A 19620-nucleotide genomic window follows, 5' to 3' on the forward strand; every position below is an offset into this window, starting at 1 on the left:
CTACATCGTTTGAATAAGTCCCATAACTACATTCATGAACGATATTCCCGTAACCGAATCAAGATTATGAATATCCTACATTTTCGATTCCCTATTTTTGAATTATTCACTTCCAACCCTCGATTAACATATAAATGCCTGTAAATAGCAGGATTATATATGTAAATATCCGGAAGAAATTTTGGTTAATCGATTTAAACAAAATCTGACCCAAAAATAAACCTATAAATACGATAGGTAAGGCATACATACTTGAAATCCAGATCGTTTTATTTGTTCCTGTAAAAATAACTTGAATGATTAAACTCATCAAATAGATAAATAAATAAAATGCTAAAGTAGTACCTCGCAATTTTGATTTATCAGTATCTGTTCCAGAAAAATAAAGCAATAGGGGCGGTCCGGGCATGCCAATACTGCTTGTCAACATTCCCGACAGACCACCTACAACTATGTCTTTTTTTCTTGTTTGAGTGATACGGAACTTTAGTATTAGCAATAGAGTTAAACCTAAAATGATAAGGCTTATTCCCAACATCAAATTCTTTAAATCCAATACTAAAAAGATCATAATACCTATTGGTAATCCACTAGTACTACCTATAATAAATCGTTTCAAAATCCCATAGTCTATATCTTTTTTTATTTTAATGATTAAGGCAAAAGATATGACAAGCGATAAGATTAAATTGATTTGAATCGCTTCCATTGGTTTAAATAATAAAAGAAGAAATGGTGTAGCTAAAATTGAAAAACCAAACCCTGTACTTGTTTGTAATATGGAGGCAACCAAAATGATGAAAATAAAAATAAATATATCCAATTAAACACCTGCTTTTTCATATAAAATTGGGTCTATTATTGATTCTATTCTTATTACTTGGGATAGTGTTTATCGCAGTTAATAAGGTTTCTAATACCCAATGTCTAACAAGGTAATTTTATTAATTGACTCATTTGTCAGACGTTTGAGAACATTGAGGCTAGAAAGTAGTTTCATTCTGCTCACGTATTTAATCTTCTTTTCGCTCAATAAACGCTTTTAGTCTTTCAAGATGATCTCCATCTTCCTTTTTAATTATTGCTGTAATAATCGGTTTCAACAGGGCATTCTTGAATCCTTTTGTCCGAATAAAACCTTCAAAATTAACAACTGTTCCGCTATCCTGTGGATGAAAAGAATAGTGATATTCAATTAAAATACCATTAATTTCACTTTTCACTGAGTATCTTTGGTTAGTTACGAATTCTGTAAAAATTAATATCGACTCTATCGTTCTTCCTCTAACTTCTCTTATTTCTTTTATTTTCGTTCCCTTTTGAACCGGTCCTTCCGTTAATACTTCAATTCCTACTACGTTATCCATGATGAATACAGAATTGTTGAAATCTGATGCAGCCTTAAATACAATTTCCACAGGTGCGTTGATATGAACTTCTTTAATAAAAGCCAATATATTCACTCCCCTTTATTCTTTAATTGGTATATAGCCATCTGTTTGATTTACGTTATATTCCGGATTAATTGTATAGTCCAATAAACTTCGATCAAAGGCAGTCCGATAATTCTTACATTTTTAATTTATTTCGTTATACTTTTGCATTTTATTAGACATTCTAACGCCACCATAAGAGTTATAAATAACATATCATAGTGATTGATTAAATTCTTGACAATTCTAGCTATTATAAAAACCGGGCAAAGTACACGTCCGGTCCTTTAAGAAGGGTAACCATAGAAACCCGTTTGTTTCCACTACGGTGGACGCTTTTCGCGGGCTTGGCTTCAGTCTCCTCGGGCCAATAGATGTTGGTCACGAAGACGTTGCCACACGACGTGGCGTTCTTAGTCTTCGTTCCATGTGCTCCTGCGGTTACTCGTCGCAAAGATATTGGACGAATGACAGTTCGTCCAATATCTTTCCTACGGGATTAGCGGGACAGGTGAGACCCCGCAGTGGAGCGAAAATCAGCGGTATCATACTAGAACCTACTCCTTAAAACACCGGGAACACCGGAATCATGGCACCCCAAATTTATATACTTTCTTATCTTTTAATAAAAACAATGAGAAACTCCTCACTGATTTCGCTAAAAATTTATTGAGTTGTAGTTTTTTTCTCTGAACTTTCAGGAGGAACGAGGGCATATTTTTCCCAAGCTCTACTTTTCCAACGAAAATACATAATTATAGCTCGTGTCCATTCATCTACTGCAATGGCTAACCATATGCCTGGGAGGCCCATATTTAAATGAAAAACTAAAAAGTACCCTAATGGTAAGCTCATCAAAACCATTGAGAATACACCTATTAGAACAGGGAATTTGGCATCCCCAGTTGCACGTAAGGAATTAATGATCACGATATTCATCGTACGACCAGTTTCTAAAAATATACCTAGCAAAAGAACGGATGCCGCTATATTAATGACCTCAGGATTATCCGTAAACAAGCTGATGAGCTGATAGCGGAAAATCATCACGAGAATAACCATACTTACTGTAAAGATAAGAGCATATTTCAAGCTTTTCCATAATCGCATATAGGCTTCTTCTTTTTCATTCGCCCCCACTAACCTGCCAATAATGATGGCCGTACCCATACCTATAGCAATGGCAAATAAAAATGTGAACATGGAGATATTCATTGCATATTGTCTGGCAGCTAATGATTCTGCTCCCAAATACGTTGCATAATATAAAAAGACCAGTTGACACGCTTGATACATCACTTGCTCAAACGCTGCCGGAATCCCTATATTCAATATTCTACCAATATATTCTTTTGATAGTGTAATGTAATAGTGAAACTTTATACGATATTCGACTACTTGATAGAGTAACCAAAAGAAGAAAATCAGTGCAATAAAACGGCTTATGACGGATGAAATAGCTGCACCTTGAACACCCAATTCTGGAAATCCAAAGTGACCAAAAATCAGCAAATAGTTGCCAACAACATGAATAATGTTCATACCTAATGAAACGAACATGGTTTGTTTTGTATAGCCATGTACGCGAATAATGGCAGCTAATGAATTAATGATGGCCTGAAGAAAAATTGCCCCTCCGACAATAGACAAATATTGTTCAGCATGCGCCAATACCTCTCCTTGTAGATTCATGGCTGTCATCATACTTTTTGAAAACAACAGATAACCAGCACTGATCAGGAGACCAATACCTAAATTTAATGTAACAGCAAGCGCAGATATTTTGGACGCTTCTTTCAATCGCTTTGAACCAAGGTATTGAGATACAACAATTGCCGCACCAGTTCCGACTACTTCTAGTACTAAAATGGCTATATGTATATACTGATTGGCTGCGCCAACGCCAGACACTGCATCGTCTGATAGTGCACTGAGCATGAACGTATCAACGATTCCCATTAACATAAAAAGAAACACTTCTAAAAAAATAGGCCAAGTTAAGTTAAATAAATTCAGCTTATTTCCATGTCTATTTTCAGCTTTAATCGTTGACATTTTCCCACCTACTTCATTAAGATCTTTTCACAACATTAATATTTGCTATAAGAATGCCCTTGTTACGATTAACCGTAACAAGGGCATTTAATTTGAATAATTCTAATCAACTGCGTTTAAAATCAACATTAATCTTGATTTGTTATAGACAATTGGTGAGATTAATTGATTTTTATGGCTTTTATTAAATAGCCATAGTTATTTATTCATTTTAGATAGGAAACCACCAAGTAAATCTTCTGCATCCTCTTCTTCAACATGTTCCTCTGAATCTACCTCTGAAGCAGCATGCTCTTGTTTAGCCTTTTCCCAATCAAAGTTCATCAAATCATCTTCCAAGTCTTCATTAACAAATACTTCTTGATTTTCCTCTAATTTAGTCGAGTTGTTCGACTTAAAACCGGCTGATGTTAATTCTTCATCTATCTTTTTAGTCTGACTGTCTTGTAAATACAGCGCTTGGTCAATATCCAAAGCATTGCTATTAAGGGATGCCAGCACTGACATCGCGCGAGCTGGATCAGCTAACAATTGATAGACAATACTCCCTAACAATGCTTCTGAATGTGAATGTTTAAGCCAGCTACGCTGTTCCTTACTTAATTGTTTTGGAAGAGGAATCGTTACTGTTTCTCGTTCAATGGACAAGGAGTGACTTACCCCTTCTAAAATAAACTCTGCCATTTTGCTAGAAAAGTTTCTTCTCTCAGTATCCTTTAACTTTTGCATTTGCTTTATGATGTGTTCAGGAGTGTCAGCAGGAAGACGAAATGTAATCGCCTGCCCCCTCTGAATGCCAGTCATTCCTGACTTTTCCATGAAATCACCCTATTTTTCTACTTTTTGTTTACTAACTCTTTATTTTTTACTTCTTTATTATTTACTTCTTTATTATTCTTTCTAACAAAATCAGAGATTAATTTATAATAAGCATTTGCCATCATCCAAATACTTTCCTTTTCGTCTTCAAAGAATTCAATATTGTAGCCATTTAAATTATTATTAATTGTTTTGATATATTCTTTTAAAACGATGGCTCCCCCGCCTACAAAATAACAGATTTCTGTTTGAGAATTTTTTTGCCAAACATTACGTAAATGGCGATATTCTTTCTTAGCTAACTCTAAAAGAATTCGATCTGTAATATCATGGACGCTTGTGCGGCTTCCTTTTACCATAATATGATTTCGATCATTTTTTCTAGTGATGATATCTACAACATCTCTGCGACTATCTAATTCAACACCATGTTTTAATCTAATTTCTTCTCTTATTGCTTCTAAAGCTTCAGATACACCAAGATTGAATCCCTGTGCTTTATCATCGTCTACGTTACGATTTTTAATGACAGCCACATCAGTTGATAGGCCTCCAATATCCTGAATCAAGATACTCTTGTCAATTAAGTCTCTGTTAATAATATTTAAATCTTTGTCCATTACCAAGTTAATATAGGCAGCGAACCCCTCAGGGTAAATCTTTACTTGGTCAAATTTAATATTAACCTTTAATCCCTGGTATTTAGGAGTTACTAAAAATTCAACTTGATGAACCGATCCTAATAGCTGTGAGCGATAACCTACATCTTTTCCTTCTTTTACTTCACGAAGTGGTAATCCCGTACCTAGCGTATAATTTGCATCAATTACATTATTATTCTTTTTGAAAATACCAGAATTTTCTTCCCTAACTGCATCTAATGCCAAAGAAGCAAAGAGCATAACCAAAGTTTGATCTTCCTCTGATTTGCTGCTACCTGGGTCTAGTTCACTTGCATTGTCGCTTTTTGTCGCTAAGCTACCAACACGATAAACTACATTATTCTCTCTTAGGGCGGGGGAGTGAACTTTAATATGAATTCCCTCAATCGGATCCTTTTCATTTAAGTCTTCGATTCCAATAACTGGTCTGTCTTCAGTAGCCCTCGCAATTACATTAGGTATGTAAAGTTCATAATCCGACTTTCCAAATAAAGCTTTAACCGAGTCGTTTCCTACATCAATTGCACAAATTCTAGAAGTATTCATCAAATCATTCCTCTCATTTATATGTTTCTATTTCGAACTTAAATTAAAGATTATACCAGGTTGATAGCTGAGTCAATCCATCTATAGTTGTACTCTTAAAGTATACAAATAGTTGTTTTTTGTACACTTGTAAACAATGTTGTATACATCCTTATTTAACAACATGTGTACAACTTCGTGTACATGTTTACACTTTTGTATACCTATTGTTTTCAAAATGTATACGTGTATACATTTTGAAAACAATAGAAAATTTTAGTGTAATCACTTTCAATAGAGGAATAATAATCCACTAAATTAGTGAGTAACGTAAAAATTTGTACGTAAAGTAGAGAATGGTAGAGTAAAATAAGTATATTTTAAATCTTTTAACTACCAAAAATAGCAATTTAATGATGATATTCCTTACAAACTTCATCTTTTTGAAGCAAAACTACACGTGTTTTTTAGTTATTTGCATTAAAACTTGTCATAAGATAGCTTAGATTATGTCTTTATCTAATAAAAAGCAGCTATTTAACCTACCATAGACCGTAAAAGCGACAATTAAAATCCTATATTGAAGCATAATGTAACTAATTTACCTTTTGATTAGAATAAATTATACTATCAATTACCACTCCCGCTCCACATCCGAAAATTAATCCAAATGCAAGATTGCTACTAATAATTCCATATAGTAAGCCAATTCCTGAACCTAATGCAGTATAAACCCCCGAAATTTCTTTTCTATTTTTTTTCAACTATTATCACTCCTTTTTGATTAAATTCAAATACAAACGATATGAGCTTTTCTACTGAATAGCTTGCCGAGATCATTTGGCGCAACCCCGCACCCGCAATAGGCTGATGAGTGAACTCAGCAATCGCATTTCAATTGGAAATTACTTAAAAGGATACCTTCCGCATTTTTTGAGATTGTTAATTTCGCTTCTCTCTAAACTGACCCCTAAGAATTATCTAAAAGTGGTACTTTTAACTAGACCAAGACTTTGCTACTATTAGCAGGAATATAGAACGACTTAAAGAGTTTACAGCAACTTCTGAAGACGCTCATAAATTGAATAGATAAAGGAAGGTACAAGCTATGCAAAAAACTATAACAACAACTTATTCAAACAAACGAACATTCGATTTGATCCTGACCTCGATGGCCATTGCCCTTGTCTTTGTTGCCACATTATTATTGAATATTAAATTGCCAATTACAGCGAATGGCGGTTTGGTCCACTTGGGAACAGCAATGCTCTTCATCATCTCCATGGTATTTGGTCCTAAAAAAGGCCTGATCGCCGGAGCTATCGGAATGGGATTATTCGATTTGGTATCTGGATGGACATTATGGGCTCCGATAACCATATTGGCACGTGGATTTCAAGGATATATCGTAGGAAAGATTGCCTGGTCAAACGGCCTCAACGGCGGCAGCAAAACTTTCAATATCATCGCCGCTGTCGTCTCTATTCCCGTTATGCTCGTTGTATATTACATCGGTGAAGCCATCATCTTTAGTAGCTGGATTATCCCCGCAGCCTCGATTCCGGGCAATATCGTCCAAAACGTGGTCGGACTCCTTGTAGCGATTCCAGCAGTGATTGCGCTGAAAAAAGTTCCATTTTTTAAAAAAGGGTTATGAAATATTAGATAATATTAGATAATCAAAAAGAGAAAGCTTCAGCAATGAAGCTTTCTCTTTTTTAATTTATTCTAGACGCCCCATTAAAATCCCTTTGATTAAAAATCGGTTACTAAGCTTATTCATTTACCAGTGTTACTTCCACGTCAGAAGAGGCAGATGCAGAAATATTCATTTCGTTCAGACCAAGCGCATTTGCTGTTGAAGTGTGAATTTCTTCAAATAGTTGTGGATTGTCAGCCAGCGAAACTCCGTAAGAAGGAATCATTTCTTTTATCTTAGGTTCCCACTCTTCCTGATGCTGCGGGAAGCATTTTTTAAATATCTCAAGCATGGCGTGAACGGCAGTAGAAGCACCTGGAGAAGCACCCAGCAATGCAGCTATCGATCCATCAGCAGCGGTGACAATTTCCGTACCAAATTGAAGCGTCCCTTTACCACCGGCCTCTGTATCTTTAATGACTTGCACACGTTGGCCTGCTACCACGACATCCCAATCCGCGAGTTTAGCGGTTGGAATAAATTCCTGCAATTCTTCAATGCGCTTTTCATTCGATAACAAGACTTGCTGGATCAGGTATTTTGTCAATGGCATCTCTTTTGCCCCTGCAGCCAGCATAGTGAAGACATTATTCGGTTTTACGGAACCGATCAAATCAAGATTGGAGCCTGTTTTTAGGAACTTTGGCGAGAAGCCTGCAAATGGTCCAAACAGCAACGATTTTTTATTATCAATAAATCTTGTATCTAGATGCGGAACCGACATCGGAGGAGCTCCGACCTTAGCTTTGCCGTATACTTTTGCATGATGCTGCTCAACAATTTCCGGATTCTTGCAGACCAGGAACATCCCACTTACCGGGAATCCTCCAATATGTTTTGATTCGGGAATACCGGTTTTTTGTAGCAAAGGCAAACTTCCGCCCCCGCCTCCGATAAAGAGAAATTTTGCAGTATGGTATTCAATTAGATCGTTAGCTAAATTTTGAACTTTCACTTCCCACAAACCGTCACTGGTACGTTTAATATCCTTAACGCTATGTTTGTAGTTGATCTCCACGTTTTTATTCTTTAAGTGGTCAAACATCATTTCCGTTAATGCGCCGAAATTGACATCCGTTCCAGAGTCAATTTTTGTTGCCGCAATCGGTTCATCAGATGTACGGCCATCCATTATTAAAGGAAACCATTCTTTCAGTTTTTCAGGGTCATCAGAATATTCCATGCCTTTAAAAAGAGGATTCATTGACAGCGCTTCAAAGCGTTTTTCCAAAAACCTTACATTGTTTACTCCCTGTACCATACTTATATGAGGTATTGGCATAATAAAATCCTGCGGGTTACTGATTCGCTTATTGTTTACAAGATAAGACCAAAACTGTCTAGAAAGCTGAAACTGTTCATTAATTGCTATCGCTTTGCTAATTTCTACAGATCCGTCAGATTTCTCGGGTGTATAGTTAAGCTCGCACAGCGCAGCATGCCCCGTACCCGCATTATTCCACTCGTTGGAGCTTTCCGCTCCCGCTTTTTCGAGCTTCTCAAACACTTTGATTTCCCATTCCGGTGCCAACTCTTTGAGCATCGCTCCCAGAGTCGCGCTCATGACTCCAGCACCAATTAAGATAACATCTGTTTTTTCATGTCGGTTGCTCATTATACCCTTCCTTATCCCGTATATTTTCAAAAAAAGAGGAAGACGCCCCTGACTAGGTTTCACAAAAAGTCAGGCTCAATCAAGGAACACACCTTTTCTGCCTTATTTATTACCATATCACAATCTATATTCTACTTTTAAATTAAATATCTGCTATCAACTGATAATTATAAACTATTTATAGTCGGTTATAAAGTGGGAAGCTTTACCACTGCTCCTCAGAATTACATAAAATGAGAGGTTTTAAGTCATTGACAGTGCTACTGCTCACTCTGATTTTACATTTATTTATGATGCTGTTCTCTACCATACTCATACTAGCGGTTTTTCAACCATTAAATTTAGGTGCAAATAAAGTGTTGGATTGAAGTAAATATATTACCCCAATAAAATAATTCTAATTAAAATAGGAGCAAAATAGTCAAAATGTTAGTAGGCTCCTTGAATTAGCTATTTTCTTTTATACTTCGGGTACTTCTAAACCACGCATGATTACTTCTCCTTCAACAACGATGTTTAGTATAAGCTTTTCAAGCCATTGTACTTATGATACGGTTGTCCGTAATATAGTTAAGTGCCGTATTATGAAACTGATTTAGTCAACGATTTTGAATTCGATAGTAAATTTAGTTAAAAATAACTACACCTCCCATCGTTTAGATTGTACCTAAAAATGTGGTACAGTCCATTCATGAATTCCCCGTATTTTAGAGATGTATTTCAACTATTATATTAAATTTTTAATTTCAAAAAGAGACCGACAGTATTTTACATTGGATTACTTTATTTTACGTCACTGCTGCTGAGGAAGCAGCTGCTTGATCAGCCTTCACACAATCAATTGCGACAACGAGTGCAATAATGATAGACTCCATCTCTTCATTCAATATTTGAACCTTGTAACTATCACCCCAAGTGAACCATTCCTTGCTCACTTTACCGACAACTTCGCCGTACTGTAACACCTGAAAATCCATTTCCCACCAGTTTCCATGTACATCAATACCTGCCGCGTCAATCGAATAGCGTGCTTTAATGAAGGAAAACTCCTTCTTAATTGTTAACACCTCTTGACCATTCACTTCAACAAAAAACTTTGGTAAAAAACTGAACACCTTTTTCGTAATGAGAGCGACTTCTTCTCTGGCTGTATTCATAATGGAGAAAGTCTTTGGAATTTTCATGAAACTACCTTCCACATAATAAACATCCTTTTCCTGTTGATCTTTTACCGTAAATTTGCCACTTAGACTTAACACTTTTTGCTTTATGTAAAGTTGCTTCATACTATGCCTCCTTTATTGAGAAGATTAGTTGTGTTGAACTAATCGTGATTGAAATCACGAGATTCCTAAGTTATCCAACCTAATGGTTGGTGATACGAAGTATTTTCCACTAGTTTTACGTGAAATCGTAGCACTAATGATTCTGCCGTTGATCTCTTGACTCTTGGGAAACTTCACAAGTCCTAGTCGGGAGCTTCACTTGATTCCCGGCAATAGCGATATTCCCGTTCGTCTGCTTTGTGGTGTACGATTGGGCGGGATTCTTCTTTGACTTGAAGCGTGGTGACTTGTTCTGTTTCTTGAAGAAGCACTTGAATGAATCGTCCAAGTTATTCAACGCAGATTGAAGCGAGATACTGTCCACTTCTTTGAGCCAGTCGATTTCTTTTTTTAGTGGTTAATTGGGATGAACACGAATTGTAGGTCAATCCTTTACCTGTTTCTTTGAAGGCTGTATTCCATTTATTCAAAAAGTGGTTGAAGACAAATCGACTGCAACCGATAGTTTTCGCAATCAGTATTTCTTGTTCTTGATTTGGATACATACGATACTTATACGCTTTGTGTCGAATCAATGTCTTCACCTCACTTTCTGATTTTGGATATAGTGTCGTATTTGTTCTTCTGTTTGTTGGCTGACTGTTGCTACAAAATAGGAAGGATTCCAAAGATGACCGCCCGACAATTGCTTTTTGAGTTGTGGAAATTCTTTGAAGATTAGTCTTGCTGAAACACCCTTCAACGCATTGATAATGCTCGGAATGGGTTGTGGTGTGCAATCGACTAAGAGATGTATGTGGTTTTCTCATCACTCTCAATTTCAGCTAAAGTGAAATCGTTGTCTGTGGCAATTTGTTGTAGAATCTCTTTTAGACGATTTCTACATCGCCACTCAACAATTTATGACGATATTTAACGTACTAAACTATGTGATATTGGATGGCATAGACATCCCCTCTGCCGTGCTTTACTTCTGACATGCACTATCCACTATCACCCTCTAATTAACATTAACATATGTCGGACAATTGAAGTGTCCAAGACACACCTTGACCGAAGCCGATTCATCTCACCACTAAAGTCACGAGTGTTCCCGGCTGAAGGCATAAAAGTAGAATTCAATATAAAATTTGAGCATAACAAAAAAAGTGCGCAAAACAATGACACATCCCTTTATATATCCAATTTAGAAATATGCGGGGATGTCTAGAAGACTATTTCGCGAAAAAAATCCTAGTCAGCTTATGCTTCTGACCAGGATTTTTTCTAATTATTTTTGTAAATCGAATCGATCAGCATTCATCACTTTGTTCCATGCTTTGATGAAGTCGCGTACGAATTTTTCTTTGTTGTCGTCTTGAGCGTACACTTCTGAAATAGCACGCAGTATGGAGTTAGAGCCGAATACTAGGTCAAAACGTGATGCAGTAAGGACTACTTCACCAGTTGCACGGTTTTTTCCATCGTATTTATTAAATTCTGCTGGCGTCCATTCGATGTTCATATCCAGCAAGTTGGTGAAGAAATCATTTGTCAAAACGCCGACATTGTCAGAGAAAATTCCTTCAGTTGTCCCTTGGTAATTTGCACCTAATGCGCGCATACCACCAACTAATACTGTCATTTCTGGAGCTGTTAAGCCAAGTAATTGGGCTTTATCGAGCAGCATTTCTTCTGGACTTGTAGCATATTCTTGCTTCTGATAGTTTCTGAAACCGTCTGAAACTGGTTCCAACACATCAAAACTTTCCGCATCCGTTTGGTCTTCGAGTGCATCTCCTCGACCTTGAGTGAATGGAACTGCAATATCAAAACCAGCTGCTTTTACAGCTTGTTCAAGCGCAACATTTCCTCCAAGCACAATCAAGTCAGCCAAACTTACTTTATTCCCAATGCTTGCTTTCAAGTTTTCATAGACATTAAGCACGGTTGCTAACTCTTCCGGCTCATTTGCTTCCCAACCGCGCTGAGGAGCAAATCGGATACGCGCTCCGTTTGCACCGCCACGTTTGTCTGAATCCCGGTATGTGCTTGCAGAAGCCCAAGCTGTTTTAACTAACTGCTGCGAAGTTAACCCACTTGCCGAGATTTTCGCTTTCAGCTCTTCCAATTCATCAAATGTTAGTATGTTCGTTGCTTTTTGTACTGGATCTTGCCAAATCAATACTTCTTCCGGAACTTCTGGTCCCCAATAACGCTCTTTCGGTCCCATGTCGCGGTGAAGAAGTTTGAACCATGCACGAGCGAACGCATCTTGGAACTCTTCCATATTTTCGTAATAACGGCGGGAAATTTTTTCATACGCCGGATCCATGCGAAGTGCCATATCGGCAGTAGTCATCATTGTTTTCACTTTTATTGAAGAATCTTCTGCATCAGGTGCCATCTGGTGTTCTGATAAATCTTTTGCCGTCCATTGATATGCACCGGCAGGAGATTTCGTCAACTCCCACTCGTAATCAAACAATTGCTCGTAGTAGCCATTATCCCATTTCGTCGGATGGGCAGTCCAAGCTCCTTCAATACCGCTTGAAATGGTATCTCGGCCTTTTCCTGAACCATACGTACTCTTCCATCCAAGTCCTTGGTTTTCGGTTACTGATGCTTCTGGATCGTCACCTACGTTAGAAGGATCTCCAGCTCCATGTGATTTACCAAACGTATGTCCACCTGCAATTAATGCAACCGTCTCTTCATCATTCATCCCCATACGCGCAAATGTCTCGCGAATATCCACGGCACTTGCAAGAGGGTCTGGTTTACCATTTGGCCCTTCTGGATTCACATAAATTAAGCCCATCTGAACCGCAGCAAGAGGGTTTTCTAAATCGCGATCACCAGAATAACGATTATCTGCTAACCACTCTTTTTCATTGCCCCAATAAACGTCTTCTTCTGGTGCCCAAATGTCTTCACGACCTGCTCCAAATCCAAACGTTTTAAAGCCCATCGACTCAAGTGCTACATTTCCCGTTAACACCAGCAAATCGGCCCAAGAAATTTTGTTTCCATACTTTTTCTTTATTGGCCACAGCAAACGACGAGCCTTATCTAAGTTTACGTTATCTGGCCAACTGTTTAGCGGCGCAAAACGTTGATTTCCAGTAGAACCACCACCACGGCCGTCTGTATTTCGATAAGTACCTGCTGCATGCCATGACATACGAATGAATAACGGACCATAGTGTCCATAGTCAGCTGGCCACCAGTCTTGACTATTTGTCATTAAATCTTTAAGATCTTGCTTTAATGCATCATAATCTAACTTTGCAAATTCCTTTTTGTAATCAAAATCTTCCCCTAATGGATTCGATTTATTATCATTCTGATGGAGAATATTCAAATTCAGCATATTCGGCCACCAGTCTTTATTTTGCGTTTTGCCTGGTTTGTTCGATGTCGTAATCGCACTATCTTTGTGACCGCCTGTTACTGGACATTGTGCATCTCCTGCCGCTGTGTGGCGCTTTTCATCATTGTTATCATGTACATTTTTTTCCATTTCCTAAACCCTCCTAGTGATAATGAAAATAGTAATCTTCTATCTATATATTACCGGTGTTTCTAATGACGGATAGTCATTCTTACATTAGAATTATACTAAAGTGGAGATAGATTGAAAAGTAATAAGCATGTAAATGTGAGCACTGAATGACTATATTATTAAAATTTAAAGAAACACCTAGTTCTAGTTTAACTTGGGTACTCCAAGAAATACATCGATAAGTGTTAAATTTTATGAATTTTCGGTAAATTTAGCGTGTATGATGTTCTCTCTTTCATACAGATGAAAAATACTGATTCAAATGATAACGTCACCAACTATAGATTTTGACAATAACTGCGTAAATACAATAAATAGATTATTAATGTACCAGATAGGGTTTATGAAGCAGTAAATATTTAAGGACTTTCTTAGAATGGGAAGTCAACTCATTTTTCACTTCCCATTTTGAGGAATATTCTTAGTAAGCTATTTTACTTATCGGTATTTTCTTAACAGAAAATATCCTGTTGCAGGGAGTGTCGCAAACGCAAGTCCAATTGCCATAACTAATGAAAAATTTTTAATTTTAAATAAAGTTACGACTCTCTCAGAAAGAATAAGTACTATTACTATGATACCAATAAGTAAATAGTAGTTTATCTTTAAACTTATTAAATATACATACTATCTATTCACTAAGATATAAAATATTCGTCTATTTTATACAATTAGTAACATTAACGAGAGAACCGCACTTACTTATGATAAGGTTCCCCGTGGTAGGTCTAAATGAGCAGGTTTTTATCCTATTTCACTTTAGATAGCTGGCTAAATGATTGCCCAAATCTCTCTCCTACTCCAACAACTCTTCAGGAAGCAGCTTAAATCCTTCAATCATCGTGTCTTCTTCCACCTCAATCAATAGACAGCGTTTGCCATTGTAATTGACCTGTCTTACATATCTCAAGTCTTGTGGGCTGATCGTAATATTCGCTACTTTCGTGCTGATCTTGATTGACTTGGACGCGTAACTTGGAACTATATGGCTTGCTTTCATTTCATACGTTTTGTCTTCGATTACCCGCTGAAAGGCACTTTCCACTTTTTCTGTATTCACATCTTTTACGCCGCTCGCCTTCAGAACACGTTCAACCTCTTTACTATCCAAAGTAGGACTACTCCCATCTTCGTCCTCATTCTCTTCTTCCATCACCAACATATTATTAATTTCATCATATACACTTGCGAGGGTTTTCGAATTCACTTCATCACCAATTACTGCTTTTACAATTTCTTCAAACACCGCTTTATCTTCCTCGGCAGTCATGATTTCCTTGCCGTTCAACACATTCTCAATAAATTGTACATCCGGTTTATTCGCTTTGCCCGCAGCATAAAGGATGTGATTGACGTCTGCGGCGTTGTTTGTGAAGCAAGGGAACAGAAATCCACCAATTGGAGAGGGCAGTTTAATGACGGGATCTGCCAAGAGACTCGACTTAAACTCCCTCTCGACAAAATTAAACACAAGTGAACGTTTCGGCAGTTCTGTCTGATTCATGCTACAGAGGATAAAAGGAGTGATATACACTTCATTCCGAATGTCTATTTCAGTTTCATCAGGATTGCGTTTCGTCGTTTTATTATAATTTCCACGAATAAATGTGACGACCATATCCTTGTCATATTGGATTTCCTGTACCATCTTCAAGGCGATACGTTGCATATTCTCTTTCCATTCGACTACATCATCTGTATGAAGCGCTTGATATAAAAGTCGTTGCGCATGGTCCGTTTGTCCCTCTTCTTGACGTTGAAACTTCACCTCAAATAGTTTCACATCCAGTTTCCCGCCTAATACCTTTTTAAAGTTATCAAGGAACAGTTCTTGCTGCTCCCGGTCCAACAAGGAAAATGACTGGCTCTCCTCATAATAGATATCACTGCTTTCCTGCTTGATGTAAACGTTATAAATATCATCAACTTTCAGTAAATCAGTATCCACCTTAAATTGTTTGCGAATCGCTGCTATGTCATTCTTATTCATCTCTAATTCCAACTCCCTGGCTAGTAAGATCCGTGTTATTGAATCAAAATCCGTGTCATGTACAAAAAAAGAGCATCCAAAGCTACAGTTTAGCTTTTGACACTTTTTTATTATAACAATATTTAAGATGAAGAACGGAAAACAGTTCCAATATAGTTAATTGTCTGCACTTTGCCATCCACGTCATATTTAGCTAGTTTCTTGCGAATGGATCTGCTGTGTCCCTTAAAATTGTCCTTTCTAAAATGTAGGTTTAGTACTTTCATTTTACAAAATAGGACGATTTATTGTATTTATTGTTGGAAATTCCAGTTAAAGTTTAGAATTTATTTCTAATAAACTCTTCTAAAACAATAATAAAAATGCCGAAATCTAAACAGTGTTTCGGCATTTTTATTTTATTTCTTACTAATATATTAGTTTTGAAAAATTTTTTTCTGAAAAACCTCATTTACTTGGTACGGTTCCCCTTTTAATCCCAAAGTGAGGGACATTTTTATTCAGGTGGTACTGAGGAAATACTATTAATGGCATTCGGGGTCATTTCGTTTCTAAGTGGTTTTACCCCAATTTACCAAAGCGTAATAGTTTAACAAGTTGCACTCGAAAACTTGTCAAAAACCGTACAATACTTGTAACAGCCACCTGAGACAAGCGTCTGTTTCATTGTTGCAATTAATCTACAGAATCCTTACCACGGTTCATCTTTTTCAATTTAACGTCCTGTTCTTTCGTAAGATCCGGTTCCTCGCCGAATTCTGTTCTTAAATTAGAATTAGCGAAACTTGCAGGTCGGTCGGTAACCTTGTCGACCTCTTCATTTGGCTTAAATAGTAGACCGAGACATACCAGACCACCAATCCCTACAAGACCATAGACCACCCTAGACAAGAATGCATCTTGACCACCAAATAACGTTGCAACTAAATCAAATTGAAATAATCCAATCAAACCCCAGTTAAGTGCACCGATAATAACTAGAGATAGTGCAATCCGTGAGAACATACTCATACTTAAACTCCTCCTTCGATTAAAATATAATTGAATCCGTAATTACCGTAAGTAGTTTTGAACCGCTACTTTACATCAGTTGTTACAATCACTGAATAAATACGACGCATATTGATTCGTACTTATCTTTTGCCAAAACCGCTATTTAATACATATTTATCAATGAAGACAGGTCACAAACAATCATAGTTAATTTTACAAACGTTTTTTTATTATTATTCGCATTTCTTTAGTGCCTGTCTCCCACAATTTAAAGGAGATGATAGAAAGGATTTACAGCAACAAAAAGCGTAAAGCCCCAGTTTCCACTGGATCCTTACGCTTTTTTTGATTACTCAAGTAAAATACTCCAACTTCGCATTCGGAAAGTACTTTGTCATATATCCGTATAGATTTGACTTTATTTCATCCTCTTCATCCTTTTGGTAAATATACTTACCAATTCCATACCTGCCCCATTTGTAACGTCTTTTTTCTTCATCTAACTCCAATTTCGTTTTTGGATAATTCTTTTCAATCACTTTTTTCGCGGGCTTCGTAAAGCGGTGTTGAATAAATTCAAATGTAATATCGTCTCTTGCATCTTGTGGCAATTCTTCATCAAGTCGCTCAAACATGCGGCGATATCCTTCCTCCCAGCCTTCATGAAGGTATATGGGAGCAACGATAAAACCTAGTGGGTAGCCAGCTCTCGCCACTTTCCCTGCTGCCTCGATTCTTTTATTCAGAGGAGAAGTACCGGGCTCAAAACTCTTAATGACATAATCAGCGTTTATGCTAAATCGGAATCGTGTATTGCCATTATGCTTGGCATCCAGTAAATGGTCGACAAAATGAAATTTGGTCACAAAACGTAGCCTACCTAATTCTGTTTGACCAATATGTTCAATTGCTTTTTTTAATGAATGCGTCAAATGGTCAATTCCTACTATATCTGATGTACAGGCAGCTTCGAACCGGGTAATCTCAGGTGCACGTTCTTCGATGTAGCGATCAGCCGCTTCAAAAATCTCTTCCACGTTTACGTAAGTTCGAATATACGGTTTGCTGCCCATCGTCGTTTGCAAATAACAGTAATGACAATGCGCCATACAACCTGTCGCAAGGGGGATTGCATATTCTGCTGAAGGCTTTGACGTATCAAATTTTAGCGTTTTTCGAATACCAACGACTAAGGTGGATTTTGCGATACGATATTTTTGAGCGTCCGTATCACCCGGCAAATCCCGAATTTGATTATGCGATGTCGTAAAGCGCGTTTCAATCCCCATTTCCTCAAACTTTTTCTTCAGTTCTTTTCCAAGAGGATAATCAAGTGCATGGGGCTCAAAATAGACAAGTTGTGGGATAAAGGGTTTATTCATACTGAGAACTACCTAATTCAAAATTAGTATCCATTTGATCACCTTTCTCTTTTTTTATAGCTTGTCTTAAAAATGAGAAGTTATGAAAATGAACATAATTTTGGGTACTTGATCACAACCTTATTCAGTTAAAATAATACAAGTGCATAAACAATTAGGAACCTCAGTCACATTCACTTGGGATTAGTAATTATTCGAATATTTATAGACCTTGGTGAGTTGATATATTCTTACCTTGCATAGGTCAGTCAAACAATGATAAAAAACACCAAAATAGTAAAAAACCTCATTTACTTGTGGTACGGTTCTCCGTCACGCGCTTAGATGCGAAATTTTAGTGAAATTTTTCGCACCAATTTATGATACGGCTGGTTATGAATAATACAAAATGCTCGATACACCTGCTCAATCAATACTAACTTCATCAACTGATGAGGGAAAATCATTTTACAGAATGATAATTGTTCATTTGATCTCTTCAATATTTCATCACTTAGTCCGAGTTATCCACTGATGACGAAGGTGATTTTGCTTTTGCCGTACGTCATGAGTTGGTTGAAGTCGTCGGCTAGTTGTTCGGAGGATTTCATTTTTCCGTTAATGGCAAGGGCAATGACGTGAGCATCGGGTACGATTTTTGCCAAGATGCGTTCGCCTTCTTTTCGTTTCACGAGCAACATGTCGAGTTTTTCCTTCATTATTTCCTCAAACTCCAAATCAATGATTTCTGGATTGTTTTTCCTCAATTCCTCAAAACTTTGTCTGATTTGCTTTGGGGTAAGATCGATGTTTTCTTCCAGTGCTTTGGCCAGTCGTTTCCCTATCTTGGTCATGGATGCATATGTTAACCCACCAGATATAATCCCTCCTGCCAACGGAATCGCTTTGGAAACGCCTTTGGCAAATGAATTTTTAGTAACCTTTAAGCCAATGAACTCTAATGTCTTTTTAAAGATCGGATAGTAGACAGTCTTCATTAAAACTTTGTTCGGGATCTTCTTTAACGCTTGTTTTGCCAACTGTGATGATAAAGCTTTGATTGTGGCTGTTGCTCCGCCAACGCCAAACATAACACCTAAAAACAAGATTAAATCGCCGCTCACATTTTCCGCATTCATTTCTTCGCCATCCCAAAAATCATCATAGCCATAAATTTAGCCGAGCTCTTGAGAAAGTCGTAAAGCCATGGCAAAAAACTGCACAGTATCTGCTGGAATCGTCGCAGCCATCGCTAAACCACCTGGGATGCCCGTAGCAAACGAAAGACTTGAACTTTGCATCGTCCGATCAGAAATCACTTTTTTAGCAATTTTGTTTAAAATCTGTTTATCAATATTGGCCTGTCCAGAACCTTTTTCAATCAGCTCGGCAAGTTCATCAGGAGATAAATGTTTCGAAAAACTCTTCGCTAAAAACTCTCTTCGATCCACTTTCACACCTGGTAACTTTACAACATTTGAAAGTACGACTTCGAGTACGGTAGATTCGTTTGCCAACATTAACACCTCATTTAACAATATTTTTCTTATCATACTATTATTATTTCAAATTTTATCCATTAATATCTTTTCAAATGTATTCTTTATGCTATGATTTAATCAATTCCTGAATTGATAG

14 protein-coding genes and 3 pseudogenes are annotated in these 19620 nt (G+C 37.2%); 1 reads left to right on the top strand and 16 read right to left on the bottom strand.

The features are described from left to right. Window positions 1-106 precede the first annotated feature (106 nt). The 6 genes from E2636_RS17785 to E2636_RS19180 form a co-directional block, all read right to left on the bottom strand. Entirely contained in the window at window positions 107-823 is a 717-nt protein-coding gene (locus tag E2636_RS17785) for a sulfite exporter TauE/SafE family protein (protein WP_134211620.1), read from the bottom strand. A 190-nt stretch (window positions 824-1013) separates the two neighbouring features. Next, window positions 1014-1454, bottom strand: coding sequence for an SRPBCC family protein (locus E2636_RS17790; RefSeq protein WP_134211621.1), 441 nt, complete (start codon window positions 1452-1454; stop codon window positions 1014-1016). 645 nt (window positions 1455-2099) lie between these two features. After that, the gene (locus E2636_RS17795) at window positions 2100-3488 is read right to left on the bottom strand and encodes an MATE family efflux transporter (protein WP_134211622.1); all 1389 of its coding nucleotides are present in this window, start codon (window positions 3486-3488) and stop codon (window positions 2100-2102) included. 198 nt (window positions 3489-3686) lie between these two features. Next, window positions 3687-4307 carry a hypothetical protein gene (locus tag E2636_RS17800; RefSeq protein WP_134211623.1) on the bottom strand — a complete coding sequence of 207 codons (621 nt, stop codon included), beginning with the start codon at window positions 4305-4307 and terminating at the stop codon, window positions 3687-3689. A 17-nt stretch (window positions 4308-4324) separates the two neighbouring features. Further along, on the bottom strand, window positions 4325-5515 hold the full coding sequence (locus tag E2636_RS17805) for a ParM/StbA family protein (RefSeq protein ID WP_017378808.1): 1191 nt from the start codon (window positions 5513-5515) through the stop codon (window positions 4325-4327). A gap of 575 nt (window positions 5516-6090) precedes the next feature. Further along, the gene (locus E2636_RS19180; protein ID WP_166669457.1) at window positions 6091-6258 is read right to left on the bottom strand and encodes a hypothetical protein; all 168 of its coding nucleotides are present in this window, start codon (window positions 6256-6258) and stop codon (window positions 6091-6093) included. Window positions 6259-6602: 344 nt separating this feature from the next. On the opposite strand from E2636_RS19180, the gene E2636_RS17810 reads away from it, so the two are divergent. After that, window positions 6603-7151, top strand: coding sequence for an ECF transporter S component (locus E2636_RS17810; RefSeq protein ID WP_134211624.1), 549 nt, complete (start codon window positions 6603-6605; stop codon window positions 7149-7151). A gap of 118 nt (window positions 7152-7269) precedes the next feature. Here E2636_RS17810 and E2636_RS17815 read toward each other — a convergent pair whose 3' ends face one another. The 10 genes and pseudogenes from E2636_RS17815 to E2636_RS17860 all read right to left on the bottom strand — a co-directional run bounded on the left by E2636_RS17815 (window position 7270) and on the right by E2636_RS17860 (window position 19535). Continuing rightward, on the bottom strand, window positions 7270-8808 hold the full coding sequence (locus E2636_RS17815; RefSeq protein WP_134211625.1) for a malate:quinone oxidoreductase: 1539 nt from the start codon (window positions 8806-8808) through the stop codon (window positions 7270-7272). 788 nt (window positions 8809-9596) lie between these two features. Then, the gene (locus tag E2636_RS17820) at window positions 9597-10094 is read right to left on the bottom strand and encodes an LURP-one-related/scramblase family protein (RefSeq protein WP_134211626.1); all 498 of its coding nucleotides are present in this window, start codon (window positions 10092-10094) and stop codon (window positions 9597-9599) included. 90 nt (window positions 10095-10184) lie between these two features. Further along, window positions 10185-10669, bottom strand: a pseudogene (locus E2636_RS17825) (RNA-guided endonuclease TnpB family protein); the annotation flags it as partial. A gap of 5 nt (window positions 10670-10674) precedes the next feature. After that, window positions 10675-11074, bottom strand: a pseudogene (tnpA, locus tag E2636_RS17830) (IS200/IS605 family transposase). Between the two features lie 290 nt (window positions 11075-11364). After that, window positions 11365-13596: a catalase/peroxidase HPI gene (katG, locus tag E2636_RS17835; RefSeq protein ID WP_134211627.1), complete on the bottom strand. Its 2232-nt coding sequence runs from the start codon at window positions 13594-13596 to the stop codon at window positions 11365-11367. An 838-nt stretch (window positions 13597-14434) separates the two neighbouring features. Next, complete coding sequence (locus E2636_RS17840; protein ID WP_134211628.1) at window positions 14435-15628, bottom strand: DUF4317 domain-containing protein; 1194 nt, start codon at window positions 15626-15628, stop codon at window positions 14435-14437. Between the two features lie 675 nt (window positions 15629-16303). Continuing rightward, the gene (locus E2636_RS17845) at window positions 16304-16639 is read right to left on the bottom strand and encodes a DUF378 domain-containing protein (protein ID WP_134211629.1); all 336 of its coding nucleotides are present in this window, start codon (window positions 16637-16639) and stop codon (window positions 16304-16306) included. A gap of 335 nt (window positions 16640-16974) precedes the next feature. After that, the gene (gene splB, locus E2636_RS17850; RefSeq protein ID WP_134211630.1) at window positions 16975-18003 is read right to left on the bottom strand and encodes a spore photoproduct lyase; all 1029 of its coding nucleotides are present in this window, start codon (window positions 18001-18003) and stop codon (window positions 16975-16977) included. 320 nt (window positions 18004-18323) lie between these two features. After that, window positions 18324-18836, bottom strand: a pseudogene (locus tag E2636_RS17855) (23S rRNA (pseudouridine(1915)-N(3))-methyltransferase RlmH). 321 nt (window positions 18837-19157) lie between these two features. Next, on the bottom strand, window positions 19158-19535 hold the full coding sequence (locus E2636_RS17860; RefSeq protein ID WP_166669579.1) for a hypothetical protein: 378 nt from the start codon (window positions 19533-19535) through the stop codon (window positions 19158-19160). Between the last annotated feature and the right edge of the window lie 85 nt (window positions 19536-19620).

Source organism: Paenisporosarcina antarctica, assembly GCF_004367585.1.
Classification (GTDB): Bacteria; Bacillota; Bacilli; order Bacillales_A; family Planococcaceae; genus Paenisporosarcina; species Paenisporosarcina antarctica.

Bases quoted from the DNA above. Each gene is read 5' to 3' on its own strand.
- E2636_RS17795 (WP_134211622.1), bottom strand. From the start codon at position 3,488: ATGTCAACGATTAAAGCTGAAAATAGACATGGAAATAAGCTGAATTTA.
- E2636_RS17800 (WP_134211623.1), bottom strand. From the start codon at position 4,307: ATGGAAAAGTCAGGAATGACTGGCATTCAGAGGGGGCAGGCGATTACA.
- E2636_RS17805 (WP_017378808.1), bottom strand. From the start codon at position 5,515: ATGAATACTTCTAGAATTTGTGCAATTGATGTAGGAAACGACTCGGTT.
- E2636_RS17810 (WP_134211624.1), top strand. From the start codon at position 6,603: ATGCAAAAAACTATAACAACAACTTATTCAAACAAACGAACATTCGAT.
- E2636_RS17815 (WP_134211625.1), bottom strand. From the start codon at position 8,808: ATGAGCAACCGACATGAAAAAACAGATGTTATCTTAATTGGTGCTGGA.
- E2636_RS17820 (WP_134211626.1), bottom strand. From the start codon at position 10,094: ATGAAGCAACTTTACATAAAGCAAAAAGTGTTAAGTCTAAGTGGCAAA.
- katG (WP_134211627.1), bottom strand. From the start codon at position 13,596: ATGGAAAAAAATGTACATGATAACAATGATGAAAAGCGCCACACAGCG.
- E2636_RS17840 (WP_134211628.1), bottom strand. From the start codon at position 15,628: ATGAATAAGAATGACATAGCAGCGATTCGCAAACAATTTAAGGTGGAT.
- E2636_RS17845 (WP_134211629.1), bottom strand. From the start codon at position 16,639: ATGAGTATGTTCTCACGGATTGCACTATCTCTAGTTATTATCGGTGCA.
- splB (WP_134211630.1), bottom strand. From the start codon at position 18,003: ATGAATAAACCCTTTATCCCACAACTTGTCTATTTTGAGCCCCATGCA.
- E2636_RS17860 (WP_166669579.1), bottom strand. From the start codon at position 19,535: ATGATAAGAAAAATATTGTTAAATGAGGTGTTAATGTTGGCAAACGAA.